General features: G+C 51.9%; 18 protein-coding genes. 9 read left to right on the forward strand and 9 right to left on the reverse strand.

Features of this window, described 5'->3' with window-relative positions; translation table 11 throughout:
• Positions 1 to 109: 109 nt before the first annotated feature.
• The gene (locus L3K52_05845; protein ID UOG93253.1) at positions 110 to 1,384 is read left to right on the forward strand and encodes an NAD(P)/FAD-dependent oxidoreductase; all 1,275 of its coding nucleotides are present in this window, start codon (positions 110 to 112) and stop codon (positions 1,382 to 1,384) included.
• 66 nt (positions 1,385 to 1,450) lie between these two features.
• Positions 1,451 to 2,281, forward strand: a complete 831-nt coding sequence (gene nadC, locus L3K52_05850) for a carboxylating nicotinate-nucleotide diphosphorylase (GenBank protein ID UOG93254.1) — start codon at positions 1,451 to 1,453, stop codon at positions 2,279 to 2,281.
• Between the two features lie 29 nt (positions 2,282 to 2,310).
• Here nadC and L3K52_05855 read toward each other — a convergent pair whose 3' ends face one another.
• The 5 genes from L3K52_05855 to L3K52_05875 are packed head-to-tail and all read right to left on the reverse strand — an operon-like array spanning position 2,311 to position 9,621.
• On the reverse strand, positions 2,311 to 3,033 hold the full coding sequence (locus L3K52_05855) for a toll/interleukin-1 receptor domain-containing protein (GenBank protein ID UOG93255.1): 723 nt from the start codon (positions 3,031 to 3,033) through the stop codon (positions 2,311 to 2,313).
• 14 nt (positions 3,034 to 3,047) lie between these two features.
• The gene (locus L3K52_05860) at positions 3,048 to 3,434 is read right to left on the reverse strand and encodes a type II toxin-antitoxin system VapC family toxin (protein UOG93256.1); all 387 of its coding nucleotides are present in this window, start codon (positions 3,432 to 3,434) and stop codon (positions 3,048 to 3,050) included.
• A 3-nt stretch (positions 3,435 to 3,437) separates the two neighbouring features.
• Complete coding sequence (locus L3K52_05865; protein UOG93257.1) at positions 3,438 to 3,665, reverse strand: DUF2281 domain-containing protein; 228 nt, start codon at positions 3,663 to 3,665, stop codon at positions 3,438 to 3,440.
• A 38-nt stretch (positions 3,666 to 3,703) separates the two neighbouring features.
• Positions 3,704 to 8,233, reverse strand: a complete 4,530-nt coding sequence (locus L3K52_05870) for a HEAT repeat domain-containing protein (GenBank protein ID UOG93258.1) — start codon at positions 8,231 to 8,233, stop codon at positions 3,704 to 3,706.
• Complete coding sequence (locus L3K52_05875; protein UOG93259.1) at positions 8,230 to 9,621, reverse strand: SIR2 family protein; 1,392 nt, start codon at positions 9,619 to 9,621, stop codon at positions 8,230 to 8,232. Before L3K52_05875 ends, L3K52_05870 begins: the two co-directional genes overlap by 4 nt.
• A gap of 72 nt (positions 9,622 to 9,693) precedes the next feature.
• On the opposite strand from L3K52_05875, the gene L3K52_05880 reads away from it, so the two are divergent.
• The 3 genes from L3K52_05880 to L3K52_05890 all read left to right on the forward strand — a co-directional run bounded on the left by L3K52_05880 (position 9,694) and on the right by L3K52_05890 (position 11,570).
• Entirely contained in the window at positions 9,694 to 9,810 is a 117-nt protein-coding gene (locus L3K52_05880; GenBank protein ID UOG93260.1) for a lipoprotein, read from the forward strand.
• 3 nt (positions 9,811 to 9,813) lie between these two features.
• Entirely contained in the window at positions 9,814 to 11,064 is a 1,251-nt protein-coding gene (lysA, locus tag L3K52_05885) for a diaminopimelate decarboxylase (protein ID UOG93261.1), read from the forward strand.
• A gap of 158 nt (positions 11,065 to 11,222) precedes the next feature.
• On the forward strand, positions 11,223 to 11,570 hold the full coding sequence (locus L3K52_05890; protein UOG93262.1) for a hypothetical protein: 348 nt from the start codon (positions 11,223 to 11,225) through the stop codon (positions 11,568 to 11,570).
• Here the strand turns inward: L3K52_05890 and L3K52_05895 are convergent.
• Positions 11,564 to 12,493: a zinc ABC transporter substrate-binding protein gene (locus L3K52_05895; GenBank protein UOG93263.1), complete on the reverse strand. Its 930-nt coding sequence runs from the start codon at positions 12,491 to 12,493 to the stop codon at positions 11,564 to 11,566. The two genes, L3K52_05890 and L3K52_05895, sit on opposite strands and share 7 nt — an antisense overlap.
• A 29-nt stretch (positions 12,494 to 12,522) precedes the next feature.
• On the opposite strand from L3K52_05895, the gene znuC reads away from it, so the two are divergent.
• The 4 genes from znuC to L3K52_05915 all read left to right on the forward strand — a co-directional run bounded on the left by znuC (position 12,523) and on the right by L3K52_05915 (position 15,064).
• Complete coding sequence (gene znuC / locus L3K52_05900; GenBank protein UOG93264.1) at positions 12,523 to 13,305, forward strand: zinc ABC transporter ATP-binding protein ZnuC; 783 nt, start codon at positions 12,523 to 12,525, stop codon at positions 13,303 to 13,305.
• Positions 13,298 to 14,086: a metal ABC transporter permease gene (locus L3K52_05905; protein UOG93265.1), complete on the forward strand. Its 789-nt coding sequence runs from the start codon at positions 13,298 to 13,300 to the stop codon at positions 14,084 to 14,086. Before znuC ends, L3K52_05905 begins: the two co-directional genes overlap by 8 nt.
• A gap of 111 nt (positions 14,087 to 14,197) precedes the next feature.
• Entirely contained in the window at positions 14,198 to 14,713 is a 516-nt protein-coding gene (coaD, locus tag L3K52_05910) for a pantetheine-phosphate adenylyltransferase (protein ID UOG93266.1), read from the forward strand.
• A 99-nt stretch (positions 14,714 to 14,812) separates the two neighbouring features.
• Complete coding sequence (locus L3K52_05915; protein ID UOG93267.1) at positions 14,813 to 15,064, forward strand: YfhL family 4Fe-4S dicluster ferredoxin; 252 nt, start codon at positions 14,813 to 14,815, stop codon at positions 15,062 to 15,064.
• A gap of 58 nt (positions 15,065 to 15,122) precedes the next feature.
• On the opposite strand, the gene L3K52_05920 is transcribed toward L3K52_05915, so the two are convergent.
• From L3K52_05920 to L3K52_05930, 3 genes are read right to left on the reverse strand one after another with little or no spacing between them, the layout of a single operon-like run.
• Complete coding sequence (locus L3K52_05920) at positions 15,123 to 16,301, reverse strand: hypothetical protein (GenBank protein UOG93268.1); 1,179 nt, start codon at positions 16,299 to 16,301, stop codon at positions 15,123 to 15,125.
• Entirely contained in the window at positions 16,298 to 16,708 is a 411-nt protein-coding gene (locus L3K52_05925) for a hypothetical protein (GenBank protein UOG93269.1), read from the reverse strand. Before L3K52_05925 ends, L3K52_05920 begins: the two co-directional genes overlap by 4 nt.
• 1 nt (position 16,709) lies before the next feature.
• Positions 16,710 to 19,046, reverse strand: a complete 2,337-nt coding sequence (locus tag L3K52_05930; protein ID UOG93270.1) for a hypothetical protein — start codon at positions 19,044 to 19,046, stop codon at positions 16,710 to 16,712.
• Positions 19,047 to 19,059: the final 13 nt, after the last annotated feature.

Genomic DNA, 19,059 nt, shown 5'->3' on the forward strand with positions numbered 1-19,059 from the left:
CCTAGAGCTTGTTTTGTGGTGTGATTCTGTTTGTTCTGGGAAACGCTGGCAAGTACAAATCTCATAATTAAATCAATCCCCCTCATTCAATAGTTAGGAGTTCGCATTAATGGCTCATATCGTAATCCTCGGCGCTGGTACTGGTGGAATGCCTGCCGCCTATGAGATGAAAGAAATGCTCGGTAAAGGGCATGAAGTCACGGTCGTCAACGAGCGTGATTACTTCCAGTTCGTACCCTCAAACCCGTGGGTTGCTGTTGGCTGGCGTACCCGCTCAGACATCACGTTTCCCATTGAAAAATACCTTTCCAAGAAAGACATTAAATTCATTTGCAGTCGCTGCGAAAAGATTGATGCTGAAGGCAGTACCTTGCATTTGGCTGACGGTCAAACCGTAAAATATGACTATCTGGTTATCGCGACTGGCCCGAAGTTGTATTTCCAAGAAGTTGAAGGTGCAGGCCCGCACGGTGGTCATACCAAGTCTGTTTGTGATGTGACGCACGCGGAAGATGCGTATGTCGATTATCAAAAGCTGTTGACCAAGGGTTCGGGGCATATCATTGTGGGCGCAATGCCGTTCGCAAGTTGCTTTGGTCCGGCGTATGAATTCGCCTTCATTGTGGATGCGGACTTGCGTAAGCGTGGGCTGCGTCACAAATTCAAAATGACTTACGTTTCCTCTGAACCGTATATCGGTCACTTGGGTCTGGGGGGCGTGGGCGATTCTAAGGGAATGCTCGAATCCGAATTGCGCAACCATCACATGGCGTGGATTACCAATGCGAAAACCACCAAGGTTGAAGCCGGTAAAATGCACGTCACGGAGATGACCAATAAAGGTGAAGTCGAGAAAGAACACGTCCTTGATTTTGACATGGCGATGATGTTGCCAGCGTTCAAAGGTGTGGATGCGGTTGCAGCGGTGGAAGGTCTGTGTAACCCGCGTGGTTTTGTGATTGTGGATGAATTGCACCGCAGCCCGAAATACAAAAACATCTATTCTGCGGGTGTTTGCATTGCCATTCCGCCGGTAGAAGCTACGCCTGTCCCTACAGGTGCACCGAAGACCGGATACATGATTGAATCCATGGTCACTTCTTTGGTACACAACATTGCCGATGAGTTAGCCGGTAAAGAGCCGCACACCACCGCCACTTGGAACGCCATCTGTTTGGCGGACATGGGTGACACGGGTGCTGCGTTTGTCGCACTGCCACAGATTCCACCGCGTAACGTGGCTTGGTTTAAAAAGGGCAAGTGGGTACACATGGCGAAGATCGCGTTCGAGAAATACTTCATCCGCAAGATGAAAAAAGGCAGTTCCGAACCGTTCTACGAAAAGTCTATTTTGAAGATGATGGGCATTACCCGCATCCAATAGGATCTGACTGAGGAGTCAGGGGCACTTGGTGGGAGGCTTAGCCTCCCATTTTTATTTGAGGTTTTCATGCAATTACCTAACGATATTTCAGCAACGGTTGCGCGGGCTTTGGCGGAAGACATTGGCACGGGCGATGTGACTGCGGGGCTGATTCCGGTGGATAAGCAAGCCAGTGCAACGGTGATTTCTCGCGAAGACGCGGTGTTGTGCGGCGTGGCGTGGTTTGATGAAGTGTTCCGCCAGCTTGACCCAAGCGTGCAAGTGGAATGGCAGTATCAAGATGGCGAGCGGGTGGCAGCCAATGCGCTGCTATGTACCTTGCGGGGCAGTGCGCGTTCTATCTTGAGTGGGGAGCGGGCGGCGTTGAATTTTCTGCAAACCTTGTCGGCGACGGCGACAGCGACGCGGCGGTATGTGGATTTGGTGGCGCATACCGCTTGCCGGATTTTGGATACGCGCAAAACCTTGCCCGGTTTGCGTACCGCGCAAAAATACGCGGTATTGTGTGGGGGCGGGACGAATCACCGCATGGGTTTGTATGATCGGGTGTTGATTAAGGAAAACCACATTATGGCGGCGGGGTCGATCACAAAGGCGATTCAGCAGGCGCGGCAGTTACATCCCGGTATTCTGGTGGAAGTGGAAACTGAGAATTTGCAGGAATTGGCGGAAGCGACGGCGGCACACGCTGACATCATTATGTTGGATGAGTATAGCCTTGCGGATATGCGCGAAGCGGTGCGGGTGACGGCGGGGAAGATTCCGTTGGAAGCGTCTGGTGGGGTTAGCCCAGAAACGTTGGTGGCGATTGCGGAAACGGGGGTGGATTTCGTGTCGATTGGCGGAATTACCAAGCATGTACGGGCGGTGGATTTGTCGATGCGGTTTCAGGGGTAAGGAATGAAGAGGGCGTATGCAATACGCCCCTACAGTTGTTGGAGGGTGGCTTGGGTTTCGGCGATGAGTTTTTCCATGCGCATTTGTTCTTCGACACGGGTTTCTAGGTCGTATTGGGCTTGTAGGCGTTCGAGTTTGGTTTGAAGAAATTTGCGGCGGGCTTGCTGGGAAGAGAAATCCCCCCCAGCCCCCCTTTTGCAAAGCGGGGAGGAAAAAGTGTTTATTAGTTGTGCTGGTTCTTGGCTTCCCTCGCAAAAGGGGGATTGAGGGGGATTTTCTTGCAGTGTGGTGGCGATGTCTTTTGCGAGATCAATTAGGCGAGTTTCAAAGTCTGGGTGATTTGTTGTTAGCGGGTAGGTGCGTTTGCTTTGCGGGTCTTGCCACCAGAAGCGGTAGCCGAGTGTGGGGGTGAATGCGGCGGGTTTGCGTTCTTGCGGAATGTGGTCGAGTTCGATGCAGAAAATGCGCCCGGAATTTTTGCCGACACGGGTGCTGAAGGTGGCGAGTTCGTACTTGCACCATTCGGAGGCGAGGTAGCCGGGGGATAGGAAGCTGACGAGGCAGTGAGCTTGTGCGAGTTGCGCCTCAATTTCGGGGGAAATCGCGGTGTTGCCGCTGAAGCGGTTGTCTTTCCAGAGGCGGTCGGGTTTGGCTCGCCCTACGTATTGGTTGACGCGCTGTTCGAGTAGGGCGGCGAAGGTGTCTACCCAATGTTTGTCAACGTGGGCGTAGCTGAGGAAGAGGTCAGGCATTTGATTCTCCGTGGCTACCAGTCTACTTTGACCGGGTATTTGTGAATCAGCGGATCAGGGGTGAGCAACACCAGATCATTCTGGATGGCTTGGCAGATCAGTATACGGTCAAAAGGATCACGGTGAATATCCGGCAGGCTGGACAAATGTTGTATGGCATCTTCGTGCAGGCTCAATGAAGCAATCTGGTGTTGGTCGCGTTTGCGCGGGATGTAGAGCTTCGGTGCTTCCGGCAATGGCAGTTTGCCAAGCTGGTATTTGACGCTAATTTCCCAGAATGAAATTGAGCTGAGAAAGACTTCATTTTCAGGCATTTGGAAAAGGTCGCGGGTTTTTGCGCTCAGGTTGTCATCATCCGAGATTAGCCACAGGAATGTGCAGGTATCCAACAATAAGCGCATTGGTTAACGTCCCTCAAAGGCATCAAACATTTCATCGGGTAGTGGCTCAAAGAAAGTGCTAGATAGCTTGAACTCTCCTTTTGCCAGCCCGATAGGACGTTTGGTAGTCAATGCGGGTGTGAATGTCCGACTGTATTTGCTCAGAATGAATTCGACGAAATGCAGGATTTCACGCTGTGCAGGTTCTGGCAGATGCCGGGTATGTTCGGTAATTTGTTCTACAGTGCCCATGATGTTTTCTCCAAACGGGTATGGTTGCAGTATAGCGGTTAGCGTTCAATGGTGCATTCTTCGGGTTTCATGTCCGTGCCATCGGGGTTGAGGCAGTATTCTTTCAGCAGCCCCGGCAGTTGGCGGTCTGCTAGTTCCTTGAGTTCTTTGAGAGCATCCACGCGCCATTGGAGTTGGATGCGTGTCCATTCGACACGCGGTTTGATGGAGGCGGCGGAATGCTCGTTGGTCAGGGTGGGTTCGTAGGTTTTCAGGGCTTCGAGTTCCTTGTCTGCACCGATGCCTTCTATTGCCAGCAGGGCGATGTCGATGGCGTGGAACAAGCCTTGGCGGGTGATGGGGTTGTCGGTTGCCAGCCATTCTTGTTCGAGCTTTTGCAGCAGGAGTACGCCGAGGAAATCGCTGTTGGCAAGGCCACGGGCGGCGGCTTCGCGGACTTTGGCGAGGTTGTGGCCTAGCAGTTTGATGCCTTCGGCTTCGTCCATGTTGGCGATGGCGTAGGCGTATTCGTAGATGAAGGGGGCGGGGTCAGTGAGTTTGTCGGCTTCATCGGCGGCGGTGTCGGTGGCTCGCTGGTCAGTTGTTGGTTCAGCGTCGCGGCGCTTGCGCCAGTCGGCATAGGCTTGGTCGAATTCGTCTAGTTTGTTTTTTAGTTCGTCCATAGTTAATGGTTTTTCTTCCATACCCGGTTGATTGATCGACACTTGCAGCGCTTTTTCTTTGGTTTTCTGTTCATCTTCGTCTGCTAGCTGTTCTGCGGCTGCGTCACGGGTTCGTTGATCTATCAAGGATAAGGCTTTGCGGAGTAGGCGCTTTTGAACTTCGTTTAGGTTGTTGCCGCGTTCCATACGTGTAGCTGCAATAGCAGCACTTTGACGGGTGTCGGGATTACCGCTTTTCAGGCGACGCAATAGGAAGTCAAGTAATTCACCGGAAGCGATGCGACTGAACGATTCAATACTATGTGCGCTGCTGCTGCCAATAGTAGCAGGCTTCAAAATAGAGTCGTAGCTAAAGCTGTTGGCATCTGAACTTTCATCCCCCATTACAGAAAATAGATTTGGTATTAAGACCCCCTCTCCTAAATTTGCTAAAGCACCTGCCACTCCATCTCGAATATCTTTGTTTCTATGTTGAAGAAATCCTAATAACTGAGGAATAATCTCTTTGCTTTGTAGCTGAGATAAACTCTCTGCAATCTCCAAGCTAAAGCTATTTCTTTTATCACTGAGTAGTTCTAGTATTGCAGGGAGTCCTTCCTTAGCTTTTAATTGACCTAAACCCCTTGCCGCCATGTTACGAACATCATGATCTTCATCCTTGAGTAATTTTATTAACAAAGGAATAGTCTCTTTAGTTTGCATTTGACTTAATGCCTTTGCCGCTATAAGACGTCCATATTGATCATTCCAATCATTTAAAAACTTCGGTAGTGTTGGAATTACATCTTTGGCCTGCAATTGGCTTAAACTAATTATTGCTGCATGACGGACTGTATTTTCTTCATCCTCAAGTAAACCTAGCAACGCAGGAATCGCATCTTTAGCCTGCAATCGGCCCAGAACCGCAGTCGCTTCATAGCGAATATCTGCATTTTTATCTTTGATAAGACCTAGCAATGCAGGAACCGCATCTTTAGCCTGCAACTGCTCTAAAGCATTGCTGGCTGCAAAGCGAACCTTTTTTTCTTTATCCTTAAGCAACTCTAGCAATACAGGCACCGCATCTTTAGTCTGTAACTGACCCAAAACCATTGCTGCTTCATAGCGGATATCTGGATTTTTATCCTTGAGTAATTCGATCATTGCAGGAGCTGCGTCTTCGACCTGCCACTGTCCTAAAATCGTTAAGGCTGTAATAAGGACGTTTGCATTTTCATCTTGGAGCAATCTTAGCAACGTAGGAACCGCTTCCCTGGTCTGCCACTGTCCTAAAATCTTTACGGCTGCAATGCGAATGCTCTCTTTTTCATCCTTGAGTAATCCGATCATTGCAGGAACTGCGTCTTCGACTTGCCACTGTCCTAAAATCGTTGCGGCTGCAAGACGAACCTCTACTGTTTTATCCTTAAGTAATCCACGCAACATGGGAACTACGTCTTTGATCTGCCATTGGCCTAGAATCTTTACGGCTGCAATGCGAGGTTTTTCTATTTCATCATACCTAGAACTGAATGCTTCAAAATTTTTACTAACTGGATGTTTATACTTAAGCCACTCTAGCAACGTAGGAATCACCTCCTTGACTTGCCATTGACCTAAAACCTCTGCGGCTGTAATACGGACTTGTACATCTTCATCCTTGAGTAAATCTAACAATACAGGGACTGCATACGTAACCGCATATTTAGGCTGTACTTGCCCTAAAGCTTCTATCACTGCACACAAGCGAAAGGGAGAGTCTATCGTATAATTTTCTAGGTTACTACGGGAAATATATGTATTCACGAGTGATTTTGATAAATCGTAAGCCGCTTCATTAGCCTGTAATTCGCCTAAAGCTTTTGCTGATAAAGCATTAAGGTTTTCATTCTTAAGTAAGTTGATTAAATAGGGAATTACTTGCGATGCATTGGGTCCATAAGTCAAATGTTGTATTATACTTGTATTATCAATGGATTTATTTGAGTGGTCAGATGATGAAATAGTCATAAGCTGTTCACGAGAAGATTGAGTAGCAATCTGCATAATTAACTGCCGCACCCAGAATTTCTTATTGGAGATAGGCATGTCTGGTTTAAAAACAGGCTGATCATGCATTAAAAAGATCCCAATATCTGAAGTAATAACTCCCATGTCTCTGTTTTGAGAACGATAGTCATCCAGAGAATCTTCAGCAATATCTCCAAAAATTCCTTTCTTGATAAGCTTGCTGGATGAGTTTTGTAAAATATGGTAAATCGAGCGTGCTGACTCTGGTACTTGTATCGCAGCAAGACGTGCTCCCGCACGGATAGCTAAGTCAGTATTTTCTGGAGCAATAGACTTATTTGCCAATTGCAACGCATCCTCATAATTTCCTCTTGTAGCGTAGGCTCTAATTCGTTGATCAACGGATTGATTACTTACCAATTCTATTTGTAAGCCCACATAATCAGCAATTTGTTTTTGGTTGAATTGTTTATCTGGTTCAAGCTGTCCCCTCTGCAAATCCGTCTCTGCCACATAACGCCCCTGCTGAAACAGATCGAAACTCCCCAGTTTACCTTTCCATAGCTCCACTTGGTCGGAAATACCCAGCTTAGAACTAAGGCGCAGATGGTAGTTAGTGGAGTTGATGTAATAATCCCACCCCGCAAACAGTGCTACAATACTGACAAACCCCGCAGATGCCACCTGTGCAAACTTGCGCCGCAGCATCTTGTCTTTCCACGCATCATTCCACTTTTCGATGCTGCCAGAAAACATATCGTGGTAAAGCTCATACCACGTCGCATCACCCCGCTGTTGGCTACGCAGAATGCGCACAGCCGTCAGTTTTTCCAAAACCTTGCCCAGAGCCGCTTCATTTACCCGCACCGTTTCCGCCAAGGCAGCGGCGGTGTACGCCATCTTCACCCCACGTTGGCTTGCCAGATGATCGAAGGCTTTGGAGGCAAGCTGCTTTTCCGTCAACGTGAAGGTCTGCAACACGCCACCGAAGTAATTGCTCAGGATGCCCTTCGCCTTGCCCGCTTTTTCGTAAGTTGCCAGCCTTAGCAGCTTGTCCGGGTCGGCCTTGTTCAGTTCCCACAGTTGCGCACAGACGATTTGCAGATAAGGCGGTTCGACGGTTTCCAGCAATTCGACCACGGGCGAATGTGGCAAGCGGTCAAGTTCACGACTGAGCAAATCATCCAGCAGCGTTTTCAGCAGCACAGGCTCGTAATGGAAGCCGATTTGCTCCACGGGTGTAACAATCGCCTCGCGTGCGCCGACCCGCCCCAGCTTTTCCAGCCGATAGAAGTTTTCAAACAAAATGGTCGGCAAACGCGGCTTGAATGCATTGAGTTCCAGCGCGAAATCTTCCCGCATCGACAACACCAGACTCACGGGCAGTTGCGGGTTGGTAATGACCGCCGTCAGTTGCTCAATGAACGGCTGGAAACTGGCGGTTGCTCGTTGATAACGGAAAAACTCCTCAAACTGGTCAAGGATCAGCACCAGCGGGTGGCGCACAAACAGCCCGCAGAATTCTAGCAACTCCGCCAGCGTTTTCCCCACTTCATCCGCCGCACCTTCAGGCAACTTGCCACTGCTGTGCAAGGCTTGCAGCACCGCAGCCCGTACACTGCTGACCGGCTCACTCACCCAGTCGATGTGGTACACCACCTCCAGATTTTCCCCAGTCGGAGACTTCAAACGCGGGATCACCGCAGCCTGCAACAGCGAACTTTTGCCCACCCCACTCGCCGCAAACAACAAGGTCAGCCGATTGGTTAGTACCTTATCAATCAGCACTTCCGCATCAGACTCACGTCCAAAAAACTTCCCACGCTCATCTTCACGGTAAGGTCGCAATCCAGGATAAGGCGCTTCTCTTGGCTCCTCCCCTGACAAGGGGAGGCTGGGAGGGATTTCTTTCTTCATACCACCGCCTCCGCCAAATACTTATCCAGCTCCCGAATCCCAATCCGATATTGCTTCACGTTGCGTGACTCCCAATACGCCGCTTCCAGCGGCTCTGGCGTTTCGCCAATGACATAACAGGGTTCTTGCGAATGGCGTTTTTCCAGTAAGGCACTTGCCAGCAAGCGGTCTTCCCACTCACGCGGTCGATAGCCCACAAACAAAAAACCCCGATTGCGCAACTGCCGCGCTAGATAGCCCGGAATCATCTTGTCGGCATACCGTGCGAAGCTGAAAAAATTGCTCTCGGAAAGCGTCAGCGCATCACGCTGCATATCATTTTGCCCATGATCGGCTGTTCCACACGTCCCGCGAATTTTGTAGATGATGGAATAGCCATTTTCCAGAAAGCGCCGCCGCGATAATGCTTCTTCTGGGTAGACTTCGGGCGGTTCACTATCATCCGAAAAGCTCACCAGCACATGCCCGATGTCGTATTCCTCGCTACGTCGCACGATGGAGGCAAATTCCACAAATCGCTTGCCTGCTTCACGCAAAGTACGCTCCAACAAGTTATCGTAAGCCGCCGAAATCAAGATCAAGGGCGACTGAACCTTTGCCAATGCCTGATACAACAACACTTGGCGCAGGTTATCGGGTAACTGGATGCGCAAGTTTTCTAATAAAGCTGATTGCCCAAAATCCGGTCGCAACTGGTAATATTCGGCGATGGATGACAATGTTCCCTTGAATTTTTCATAGCCAATGTGGTGTGCCAATTGCTGTACCAGTTCAGTTTCTTGCTGCCCGTTATCTGCGTAAGTCGCCGCAATGCCAGAGCCAAGGAATAGCACCATTTCGCCACGTTGTACCCTGCCTGCCAAGCGCGAAATATCGACGTTTTGCACATGGGATGGTGTGGTTGGGCGTTCTTCCTCCCACCACAGCATAAAACCTTCTACATCTGGGGCATCGTTATGCAAGAAAAAATCGACTTGCTCCCACAGTGTGCTGTATTCGGCAGTATTGGCGGGCTGTTTGAGGGCATTACTGAGGTCTTTGAAAAGGGGACGTAGTGTTTTGATGCGAGACAAATGTTTGATGAGTTCCGCCACTTGGGTGGTTTGAGCCAGTAATTGTTCCAACTCGGCAATTTCTTGTGCTGCCCCGGCTTGATTGGGTGTGTAAAACCGGATCTCATGCCATACCGCAATGGCTTCCTGATACGCACCATTACGTTTGCGACGGTGGGCTTCTTGCTGCAATTGGTTGCTCAAGGCATGACGGATTTTGTTCATTGACTGTTCTAGCCGCATTTGGTCTTCGACGCGCGTTTCAAGATCATGCTGTTGTTGCAGGCGGCTAAGTTGTTCCTGCAACGTTTGTTGGTGTTGTGAGTCATCCGGCATGGGGCAAGCCTTCGTGGGTCAGGGTATGCTAAGGTTATATTGCACCCTAATGACTTACAACAGGATTTAACCATGATGCAAAAATACCTAGGATTCGCTATCGTACTGGCCTTGCTGGCAGGTTGTGGCAACAAAGGCCCGTTGACCTTGCCGGATAAGGCGCAACCAAAACAGGAACAGGCGAAATAAATCATGGATCATTTTGAATACCGCAACGGGCAACTCCACGCCGAAAATGTCGCCGTCACTGACATTGCCCGCGCCCACGGCACGCCGTGCTACGTCTATTCCCGCGCCACGTTGGAACGCCATTGGCACGCCTTCAACGATGCCTTCGGCGCACAGCCACACCTCGTGTGCTACGCGGTCAAAGCGAATTCCAACCTCGCCATCCTTAACCTGTTTGCCCGCTTAGGCTCAGGGTTCGACATCGTATCCGGCGGCGAATTGGAGCGGGTGTTACGCGCAGGCGGCGATCCCAGCAAAGTGGTGTTTTCCGGTCTTGGCAAAAAAGCCGCTGAAATCCGCAAGGCGCTAGAAGTCGGCATCCGCTGCTTCAATATCGAATCCGAAGCCGAACTCGATCGCATTAACACGGTAGCGGGTGAAATGGGCAAAGTGGCCTCCATCTCGTTGCGCGTCAACCCTGATGTGGATGCACAAACCCACCCCTACATTTCCACCGGCTTGAAAGAAAACAAGTTCGGGATTGAGATCGGTCGCGCCGAAGCGGTGTATGTGAAAGCCGCCACCATGCCTCACCTGAAGGTGGTCGGCATCGACTGCCACATCGGTTCGCAATTGCTGACGCTCACGCCGTTCATGGATGCCCTGCAACGCTTGCTGGCTTTGGCAGAACGCTTGCAAGCGCAAGGCATTACTATTCACCACCTCGACATCGGCGGCGGTTTGGGCGTGCGTTATCAGGAAGGACAGGCAGCGCCTTCCCCCGCCGACTACATGGCGCAATTGTTCACCGACGAACGTTTGCGTCAGTACGAAATTTTCGTCGAGCCGGGCAGGGCGATTGCCGCGAATGCAGGCATTTTGGTCACAGAAGTCGAATTCCTCAAGCTGTCGGAATACAAAAATTTCGCCATCGTGGATGCCGCAATGAACGACCTGATCCGCCCCGCTTTATACAGTGCTTGGCAGGAAATCATTCCGGTCGTGCCGCGCCCAGCGGGTGAAACCACGACTTACGACGTGGTGGGGCCGGTGTGCGAGACGGGCGACTTTTTGGGTAAAGAGCGTGATTTGAACATTCAGCCGGGGGATTTGCTGGCAGTGCGTTCGGCGGGGGCTTATGGTTTTACGATGGCTTCCAACTACAATACGCGCCCGCGTGTGGCTGAAATTATGGTGGATGGTGACACGGTACACGTGGTGCGTACCCGCGAAACTTTGGATGATTTGTTGCGTGGTGAACAGGTGTTGCCGTAACGGTTATATTTAAAAAAATCCGCCACTACCGTTTGGCGGATTTTTTTTGCACTTCAGCTTTTTTACGCAGAAAAAAAACCGTTTGGCACGCAGGCTAGGCTATTCTTAAGGACGAAATAGCCGTGAGCCCCTTCAATTAACGTCAGACGGAGTAGTCTATGCCAGCACCCAATAGCACCACCGAGCACCACGAAGTCGGTGTTGTATTGTCCAAGCGCGGTAAGGTGACGGCACGTAATAGCGGCAGCGGCGAGTCGCGCATTCTCAAGCGTGGCGACCCGGTGTTTGCGGATGACATGGTACACACGGTACGTGGCGCGAACGCACAACTCAAAATGCACGACCGCAATATTGTGATGTTACGCGGGGGGTGTGCCTTCCGGGTCAGCCTTTACCAACAGCAAGCCTACGATCACGCTACCGGGCAGCGTTACGAATACATTGGCGGCGCATTGCGTGAAAGTCGCCGCGAAGCTAATCCTTTATTGGATTTGGGTATTTACTGAGCCACTTGTCCACCGAGGCATTGCTGAAAACTGTCTGCTGCGGCTTGCAGTAATTTCGGGTAGGTGTCTTTATCCAGCGGTAATTCCATTCCTAAGGGGTCGAGTTCGCCAATACGGATAGCGCTGCCTTCTACCAAAGTTTTCACCATGGCGGGTGAGAATTGTGGTTCTTGAAATAAGCAAACCGCCTGCTTTTCCTCAATAATCTTGCGAATATCCTGTACATGGCGTGCGCCCGGCAAGCGGGAAACATCCAGCGTCACCGCGCCCGCAAAATTCAAGCCGTAATGGGTATCAAAGTGTTGCCATGCATCGTGAAAACTCAGGTAAGGTTGCTGGCTTAACGGGGCAAGTTGTTGGCGGATACGCGCATCGGTGGCTTCAATTTCGGCAATCAGTTGTTGCGCATTGGCAAGATATTCGGCTTGGTGGGCGCTATCGACCGCACTCAAGGCGCGGGCAATTTCCCGACTCATGGAAATCGCATTCACCGGGTTTAACCATAAGTGCAAATCGGCACTGTGCGCCGCGTGTCCGGCGTGCTCATTGCTGTGTTGCTGGCGTGAGCCAAGGGCTTGAATACCTGGTGTGTCAGCAAGGGTAATCACTTCACGGGTGGGGATGGCGGTGGCTAAGGGTTTGTCGAGAAACGTTTCTAAGCCACTGCCGATGCGGAATACCACACGCGCCGTTTCTAAGGTACGCATGTCCGACGGTTTGAGGGCGTAATGGTGCGGGGATGCGCCATCGGGCAACAGTTGGCGGATGTCTAGCGGGCTGTTTTCGCCGCCAGCAATCGCATACACCAGCGCGTGAATCGGTTTGATGGTGCTGACAATCACGGGTTTGGTGGGCGTTTCCGATTGGCAGGACTGCAAAACGGGTAAGCATAACAGCAGGAAAATCGTTAGAATACGCAGCATTTTTTCACTCTTTATAGACGTTGGCAGGTATGTCCACCACAAAAACGGTATTGGCAAGGTTAGCACACATTGGTCTGAACTTCGGGCAACGCACAATCTTGCACGATGTGAGCCTCGAAGTGTACCCGGAAAGTGTGCTGACCTTGATTGGCCCCAATGGGGCGGGGAAATCCACGGTGTTGAAAATCTTATTGGGTTTGCAAGCGCCGGATCGCGGCACGGTGTGGCGGATGCCGGGGTTGCGGGTAGGCTATGTGCCGCAAAAATTCCACCTTGATCGTTTGTTACCGCTGACGGTGGAGCGCTTCATTGGCTTGAATTTGCCCCGGCATAATGCCGCTGCGGTGCGCGCGAGTGCTGTTGAAGTCGGTGTCGGGGATTTATTGCCACAAGCGGTGCAATCGCTTTCCGGTGGGGAATTGCAACGGGTTTTGCTGGCGCGGGCATTGCTGAATAAACCGCAATTGCTGGTGCTGGATGAGCCGGGGCAGGGGGTCGATGTCACGGGGTTGAATGATTTGTACCAGCTTCTTAACCGTTTGAAAGCGGTACACGGTTACGGGGTACTGATGGTGTCGCACGATTTGCATTTGGTGATGGCGGCAACCGATCAGGTGTTGTGCTTGAATCGGCATATTTGCTGTTCGGGGCAGCCGGAAGCAGTGTCGCGCCACCCGGAATATTTGCGTCTGTTCGGCGATTTACGACCGGCGGGTTTGGCGGTTTATACCCACCACCATGACCATCAGCACGATATGCACGGGTGCATTGTGCCGTTGCCAGCCGACAAGCAGGAAACCAAACATGGATGATTTTATTGCGCGAGCGCTGCTGGCGGGTTTGGCGGTGGTGTTGATGAGTGGCTTGTTGGGCGTATTCCTGTTGTGGCGGCGCATGGCGTATTTTGGGGATACCTTGTCGCATTCGGCGTTATTGGGCGTGGCGTTGGGCTTGATGACCGGCATGAGCTTGAATCTGTGGGTGATTGCGGTGTGTGTGGTCGTGGCGTTGCTGATGTTGTATGTGCAACATAATCCCGCACTGGGCAGTGATACCTTGCTGAGTATTATTGGGCACAGCGCTTTGGCGTTGGGAACGGTGGCGTTGACATTCCTGCCAAATGTCAGGGTTGATCTGATGGCCTACCTGTTTGGTGATATTCTCGCAGTAACACACGCGGATATTGTATTGACCTGGAGCTTGGCATTGGTGGTGGTCGGGGTAATGGTGTGGATTTGGCGTCCGCTGTTATCGCTGAGTGTTCATGCGGAATTGGCGCAAGTGGAAGGCGTGAAGGTTGGGTGGATCAGTGCGGCTTACATGCTGTTGATTGCGTTAATGGTGGCGGTGGCGATGAAAGTCGTTGGCGTGTTGCTGTTGACGGCGTTGCTGATAATTCCGGCGGCAACGGCGCGGCGTTTTGCGCGTACCCCGGAACAAATGGCGGTGTTTGCGGTAATGGTTGGCGTGCTGGCATTGCTGGCAGGCGTGGGGCTTTCTTTGCAATTGGATACGCCGACCGGCCCCAGCATTGTGGTGTCCGCGAGTATTTTGTTCTTATTGGTGCAACTCATGCCCCAACGTGGCGCGTAACCAGGGCATTTCAGCAAGAAACTTATTGTGCATCGCAGCATAAGGTGTTACAAGGAGGTTGACTAGGGTTATCCCTAAGCCTTTCATTATTAACCAAGGTGGCTTGTATTTATGGAAATTACCGCTGTCTATCCGGGGACGTTTGACCCGATCACCAAAGGGCATCTTGATTTGATCAAGCGTGCCAGCAAGTTGTGTGCGAGCGTGGTGGTGGGGGTGGCGTCTAACCCGAAAAAGAAACCGCTATTTTCCCTAGAAGAGCGCGTTGCCATGATTCAGCGTGAATTGGTCGAGCAACATCTGGATACACAGGTCAGCGTGCAGGGCTTTGAAGGCTTGTTGGTTGACTTTGCGCGTGGGCAGAATGCGCGGGTATTGATTCGGGGAATGCGGGCGGTTTCCGATTTCGAGTTTGAATTCCAGTTAGCCAGCATGAACCGCAGCCTTGCGCCCGATGTGGAGTCGGTGTTTTTAATGCCGGGCGAAAGTTTTTCCTTTATCTCGTCGACCTTGGTGAAGGAAGTGGCGATCTTAAATGGCGATGTGTCGCGCTTTGTGGCACCGCATGTATTGGCTGAACTGAAGCACAAAATTGTCCAGATTCGCAGCGAACGTGGGTTGAACTAGAAAAAGCCTGAGTATTGTTATTTTGATGGAAGTTAATGTTATCTTTTCAGGTAGATTGATAGAATCGCCCCCACACAGCTATTCAAGAGGAAGAGTTTTATGGCATTGATGATTACTGACGAATGCATTAACTGCGATGTTTGCGAGCCAGAGTGCCCAAATGATGCAATTTCCGCAGGTGATGAAATTTACGTGATTGACCCGAAACGTTGCACCGAATGCGTCGGGCATTACGATGAGCCGCAATGCGTCTCGGTGTGTCCGGTGGATTGCATTCCGCTAGACCCGGATCACAAGGAATCCAAACAGCAGTTGCAGCTAAAGTACGAAGCGTTGATGGCTAAAAACTAAACCCATGCTGCTTTGCTGCTGATGAAACGCCCGCTCCAGCGGGCGTTTTAGCGTCTGGCTACAATACCTTAAGAAAAGCGAGCAGTTGTTGTGCTTCGGTATCGCTGAGTTGAATGAGGGGAAGGTCGTTGTCGTTTTGCGCGTTGGGTTGGGCGGCTTGCGTGTAGTAATCGACGACTTGCTCTAAGGTAGCGAAACGCCCGTCGTGAAAATAAGGTGCGGTTTTTGCGACATTGCGCAAGCCCGGTACTTTAAATGCTCCGGTGACGGCGTGGCGGCTACGAGTCAGGAATTGCAGTTCGGTGCAGCTTTCTGGGGGCGCGTCGCTGTGTTTGCTTTGGCAATTGAAACGATCGGTGCGCAGCGTGTCCAATATCGCTGCCTGTCCGCTGTCTTTGCCGAGAATACCCGTGCCGATATTTTGGAAAGTTTGGTTGCTTAGCAATGCACCGGAATGGCAGAGGATGCATTGCGCTTTGCCGATAAACAGTTTGGCTCCGGCGCTTTCGTTTGGGGTGAGTGCGGCAGGTTGCTGGGCGAGTGTGTCGAGCTTATTGGGGGCCGGGCTTAGGCTGCTGACGTAGGCGGCGAGGAATTTGCCGGTGGCGGCAAATACTGCATCAATCTGTTCGCGCTGGGCTTGCGGAATTTGTTTCCACGCTTGTAATTGCGCCAAATCGCCTTGGGGTGAGGCGGCGGTTGGTAGTTGTTGGAGCGCATCCGCTGTTGGAATGTTTTTCAGTAGGGCTTGGTATTGTTGTCGGTAGTGGGTGTCGGTAAGCAATAAGCGGACGACTTCGGTGCGGGTTAAACCGTGTTCGGCGGGGTTTTCCAAGGGTTCTAAGGCTTGCGACCATAGGCTGTCTTTGCGCCCATCCCAGAAAAACCAGTCTTGATGGGCAACGCCGAGCAATGAGGGGGTGTTGCGTGTGCCAGTGGCTAAAGCGATGGCTACGGGTTTGCCGTCGCTAAAGACTTTATCCGGTCGGTGGCAGGTGGCGCAGGCGATATTCCCATGGCGGCTCAAGCGTCGATCGAAGAATAATTCCCGTCCCAGCGCTAGTGCTGGTGGGTGTTGCGCAAAGCGGTTGCTGGGGTCGATTGCCGGGGGTAAGTTTGCCAGCGATAGGGATTGCAGTGTGGCGAGTTGCGGCACTGTCCAGTTGTGATTGCTGCTGTGTGTGCCTTTCATGCCTAGCAGCGTTACTAACAGCAGTAAGTAGGTAAGGGTTTTCATAGCGTGAACCAAAAGACGATTTTGTCTTGTGCGGCGGGAGCACTATCCGAATGCAGCCAGAAACCCAGCACCCATTCGCCCGGCATACTGTATTTTAAACCGTCGATGCGGAATTCACCGGGTTTGCCCGTGGGTATCGCTTGCGGGGCGGTGGGCAAGCCGTGTCCGTGGGAGGGCATTCCGCCATCCACGGCAATCACGAGATCGGTGGGCAGGGCTTGCGGGCTGTCGACTTCCAAGCGGCATTCCTGAAATGTGCCGACGCTGGGTGGCGCGGCACACGTCACGGTGGCTTGGTACAGCGCTTTACTACTGGCTTGTTGAAGCTGCCAGGCAGTATGCGCCGTGCTGTTTTGGCAGCCTGCCACTAGCAGGCTGAGTGTTACGGTGAGTAGTTTTATTCGCATATTATTGAAAACGGTACGCGAAATAGCGCGGGCTTGCGGTGGCATTCGGATAAACGTCTTCAGCCGTGCCACCAAAGGCAGCGTTATTGCCTCGGAACATTAGGCGTAAGTTGGTTGGGTTGCCTAACCAGCTACGCGGAAAGCTGAATTCTGCGCTTTGCCCGCTTGCTGCATTGGTGGTCGTGCCTTGGGGTGTCCAGCTCCAACTGTCGCCATCGCCGGTATAGCGCCAAACGGTTTGACCTTCCAGCATGTATTCCGCGCCCAAGGCACTGTTTTGGTAGCCGGTTGCGCCATTGCTGTCGGTGTCGAAATAAACTTGGTAGCCCCAGAATTTGCTAGTGTCTACCGCATTGAGGGTGCGGTAAGCGAGGTAAACATTGCTGCTGGTGTGCGCCAGCCAGCCTTCTTGCCAATCCAACGGGTTATTAGCACCGCTCACGTCGGTTGGGTCGATACCGAAAGAGGTCAGACTGTTCCAGTCACTCAGATTGCCATTGACGGTAAGACTGGTGACAGGGTTGCTGATGCCGTTGGTTCCGGTGGTGGTGGGTGTGTACATTTTATAGGTGAAATAGCGCGTGGTGCTGGCGGTGTTGAACGCACCATCGGGGTAAGCGTCTTTCGCATCGCCACCAAACGCGGCATTGTTCCCCCAGAACAAAACCCGTAATTCATTGCCATTGCCTAACCAGCTACGTGGGAAGCTGAATTCTGCGGCATTGCCACTGGTTTGCGCGGTCATATTGCCTTGGTATGCCCAACTCCAGCTTGTGCCGTCGCCGGTATAACGCCACAGGTTCGCGCCTTCCACTAAGTAGTCCGCGCCCAATGCGCCGGTGCGGTAGCCGCTGGTGGTGCTGGAATCGGTATCCAAATACGCCTGATAGCCCCAAAAACCGCCGGTGTCGATATTGCCTTTGGTTTTGTAGGCAAGGTAAACACGCTCAGCGTCATTGGCTACCCACGCTTCTAGCCAATTGAGTTTGTTGTTAGTGCCGGTTACGTCATCGGGATCAGCGCCAAATGATGTCAGGCTTGCCCAGTCGTTTAGGTTGCCGTTGACGCTGATACCGCTGGCATTATTCGACACGCTGCCCGTTGCAGGCGGTGGGGGAGGTGGCGGAGGTGGCGGTGGTGAGATGGTATCAGCCGTGGTTTCGGCGCTATTGCTCAGTGGGTTTTTGTCGTGCCAGTCGCGAGGAATGACGCGGATGTGACTCCAGTGGGTGTCCATGCGCGGCGCGTCTTCGGCGCGGGGCATGTGGTAGAACGTGGTGGAAGGCCACACCACAATGTCTTGCCCGCTAAGGCTTTCACCATTCACAAACGCGCTTAGGTTTTCTGCACAGGCGTTGGTGGTGGGATTGTGGGAGGCGAATAATTCACAGCTTTTTTGCTTGGTGACGTAGAAATCGTTGTGGGTAAAGGGTTCGGTGCTGGGGCCTACATCGCGTTGCACCGATTCTGGGAGTTGAATCTCGTAGGAGAGTGGCAAGCCTTTGCTGTTTTTCAGGCTGCCATCCATAACGCGCCAACTGCGCAAGCTTGCCGGGTCGACCGAGCGGGCGGCTTCGCTGGTGAATGGTGTATGGGTGCGTGCTAGTTTTCCGGCGTTTTGAGTGTGGTTGATTTCTTCCACTACATCGTCGGTGCCAGTGCCGCCGAGGTCGAAGTCCAGTTTCCAGAAAAAATTGTGTAAGTGGGCAATGCCGACTTTATTGCTTTCCAAGAGCCAGCCGTGTTGGGCAATGTTACTCGCGCCAAAACGTTGCAATGCGCCAGTTGCACCGATACTCGGTTCGATCGCGCCGTCATCCAGAAAGCGCCATTCGGGGATGTAGTTGTACGCGCCGATAGCGGAAACGCTGAACAAACTGAGGGCATCGCCTTGCAAACGGTCATTGTCGACGCTGTAAGCATCGTCGCGGGGTGTGACTTGTTTGCACAGCACATTTTTGCCGGAATAACTGAGCAGTTGCCCGCCAACGCATTCTTGTGCCGTCAATGCAGACATGTAGTTATTGCCTAAGCCATAGTCGGACACGTCATGGTAGCGTGCGCCATTGTCGTCATAGGGTACGTGAATTTGTGCCACGGCTGCTTGATACAGCACCATGCGGCGCGTGCCATTCTTGGGGGTGTAATGGATGTGGTGCAACACAATACCTTCGCGGTTACGGTGTTCCCAACACATATCCCAGCGCGATTGATTGGGAAGTGTGGCATCAACGTAATACTGATCGGCGCAAAATTCGGCGGCTTGTACGTTGGTGGGCAAGAAATTGCCGAGTGCCAGCAAAACGGTGGCGGCATACGCATAAACTGATGGTTTCATTGTTATCGTTCTC

The sequence above is a fragment of the Candidatus Thiothrix sulfatifontis genome (assembly GCA_022828425.1).
In the GTDB taxonomy this organism is placed as follows: Bacteria; Pseudomonadota; Gammaproteobacteria; order Thiotrichales; family Thiotrichaceae; genus Thiothrix; species Thiothrix sulfatifontis.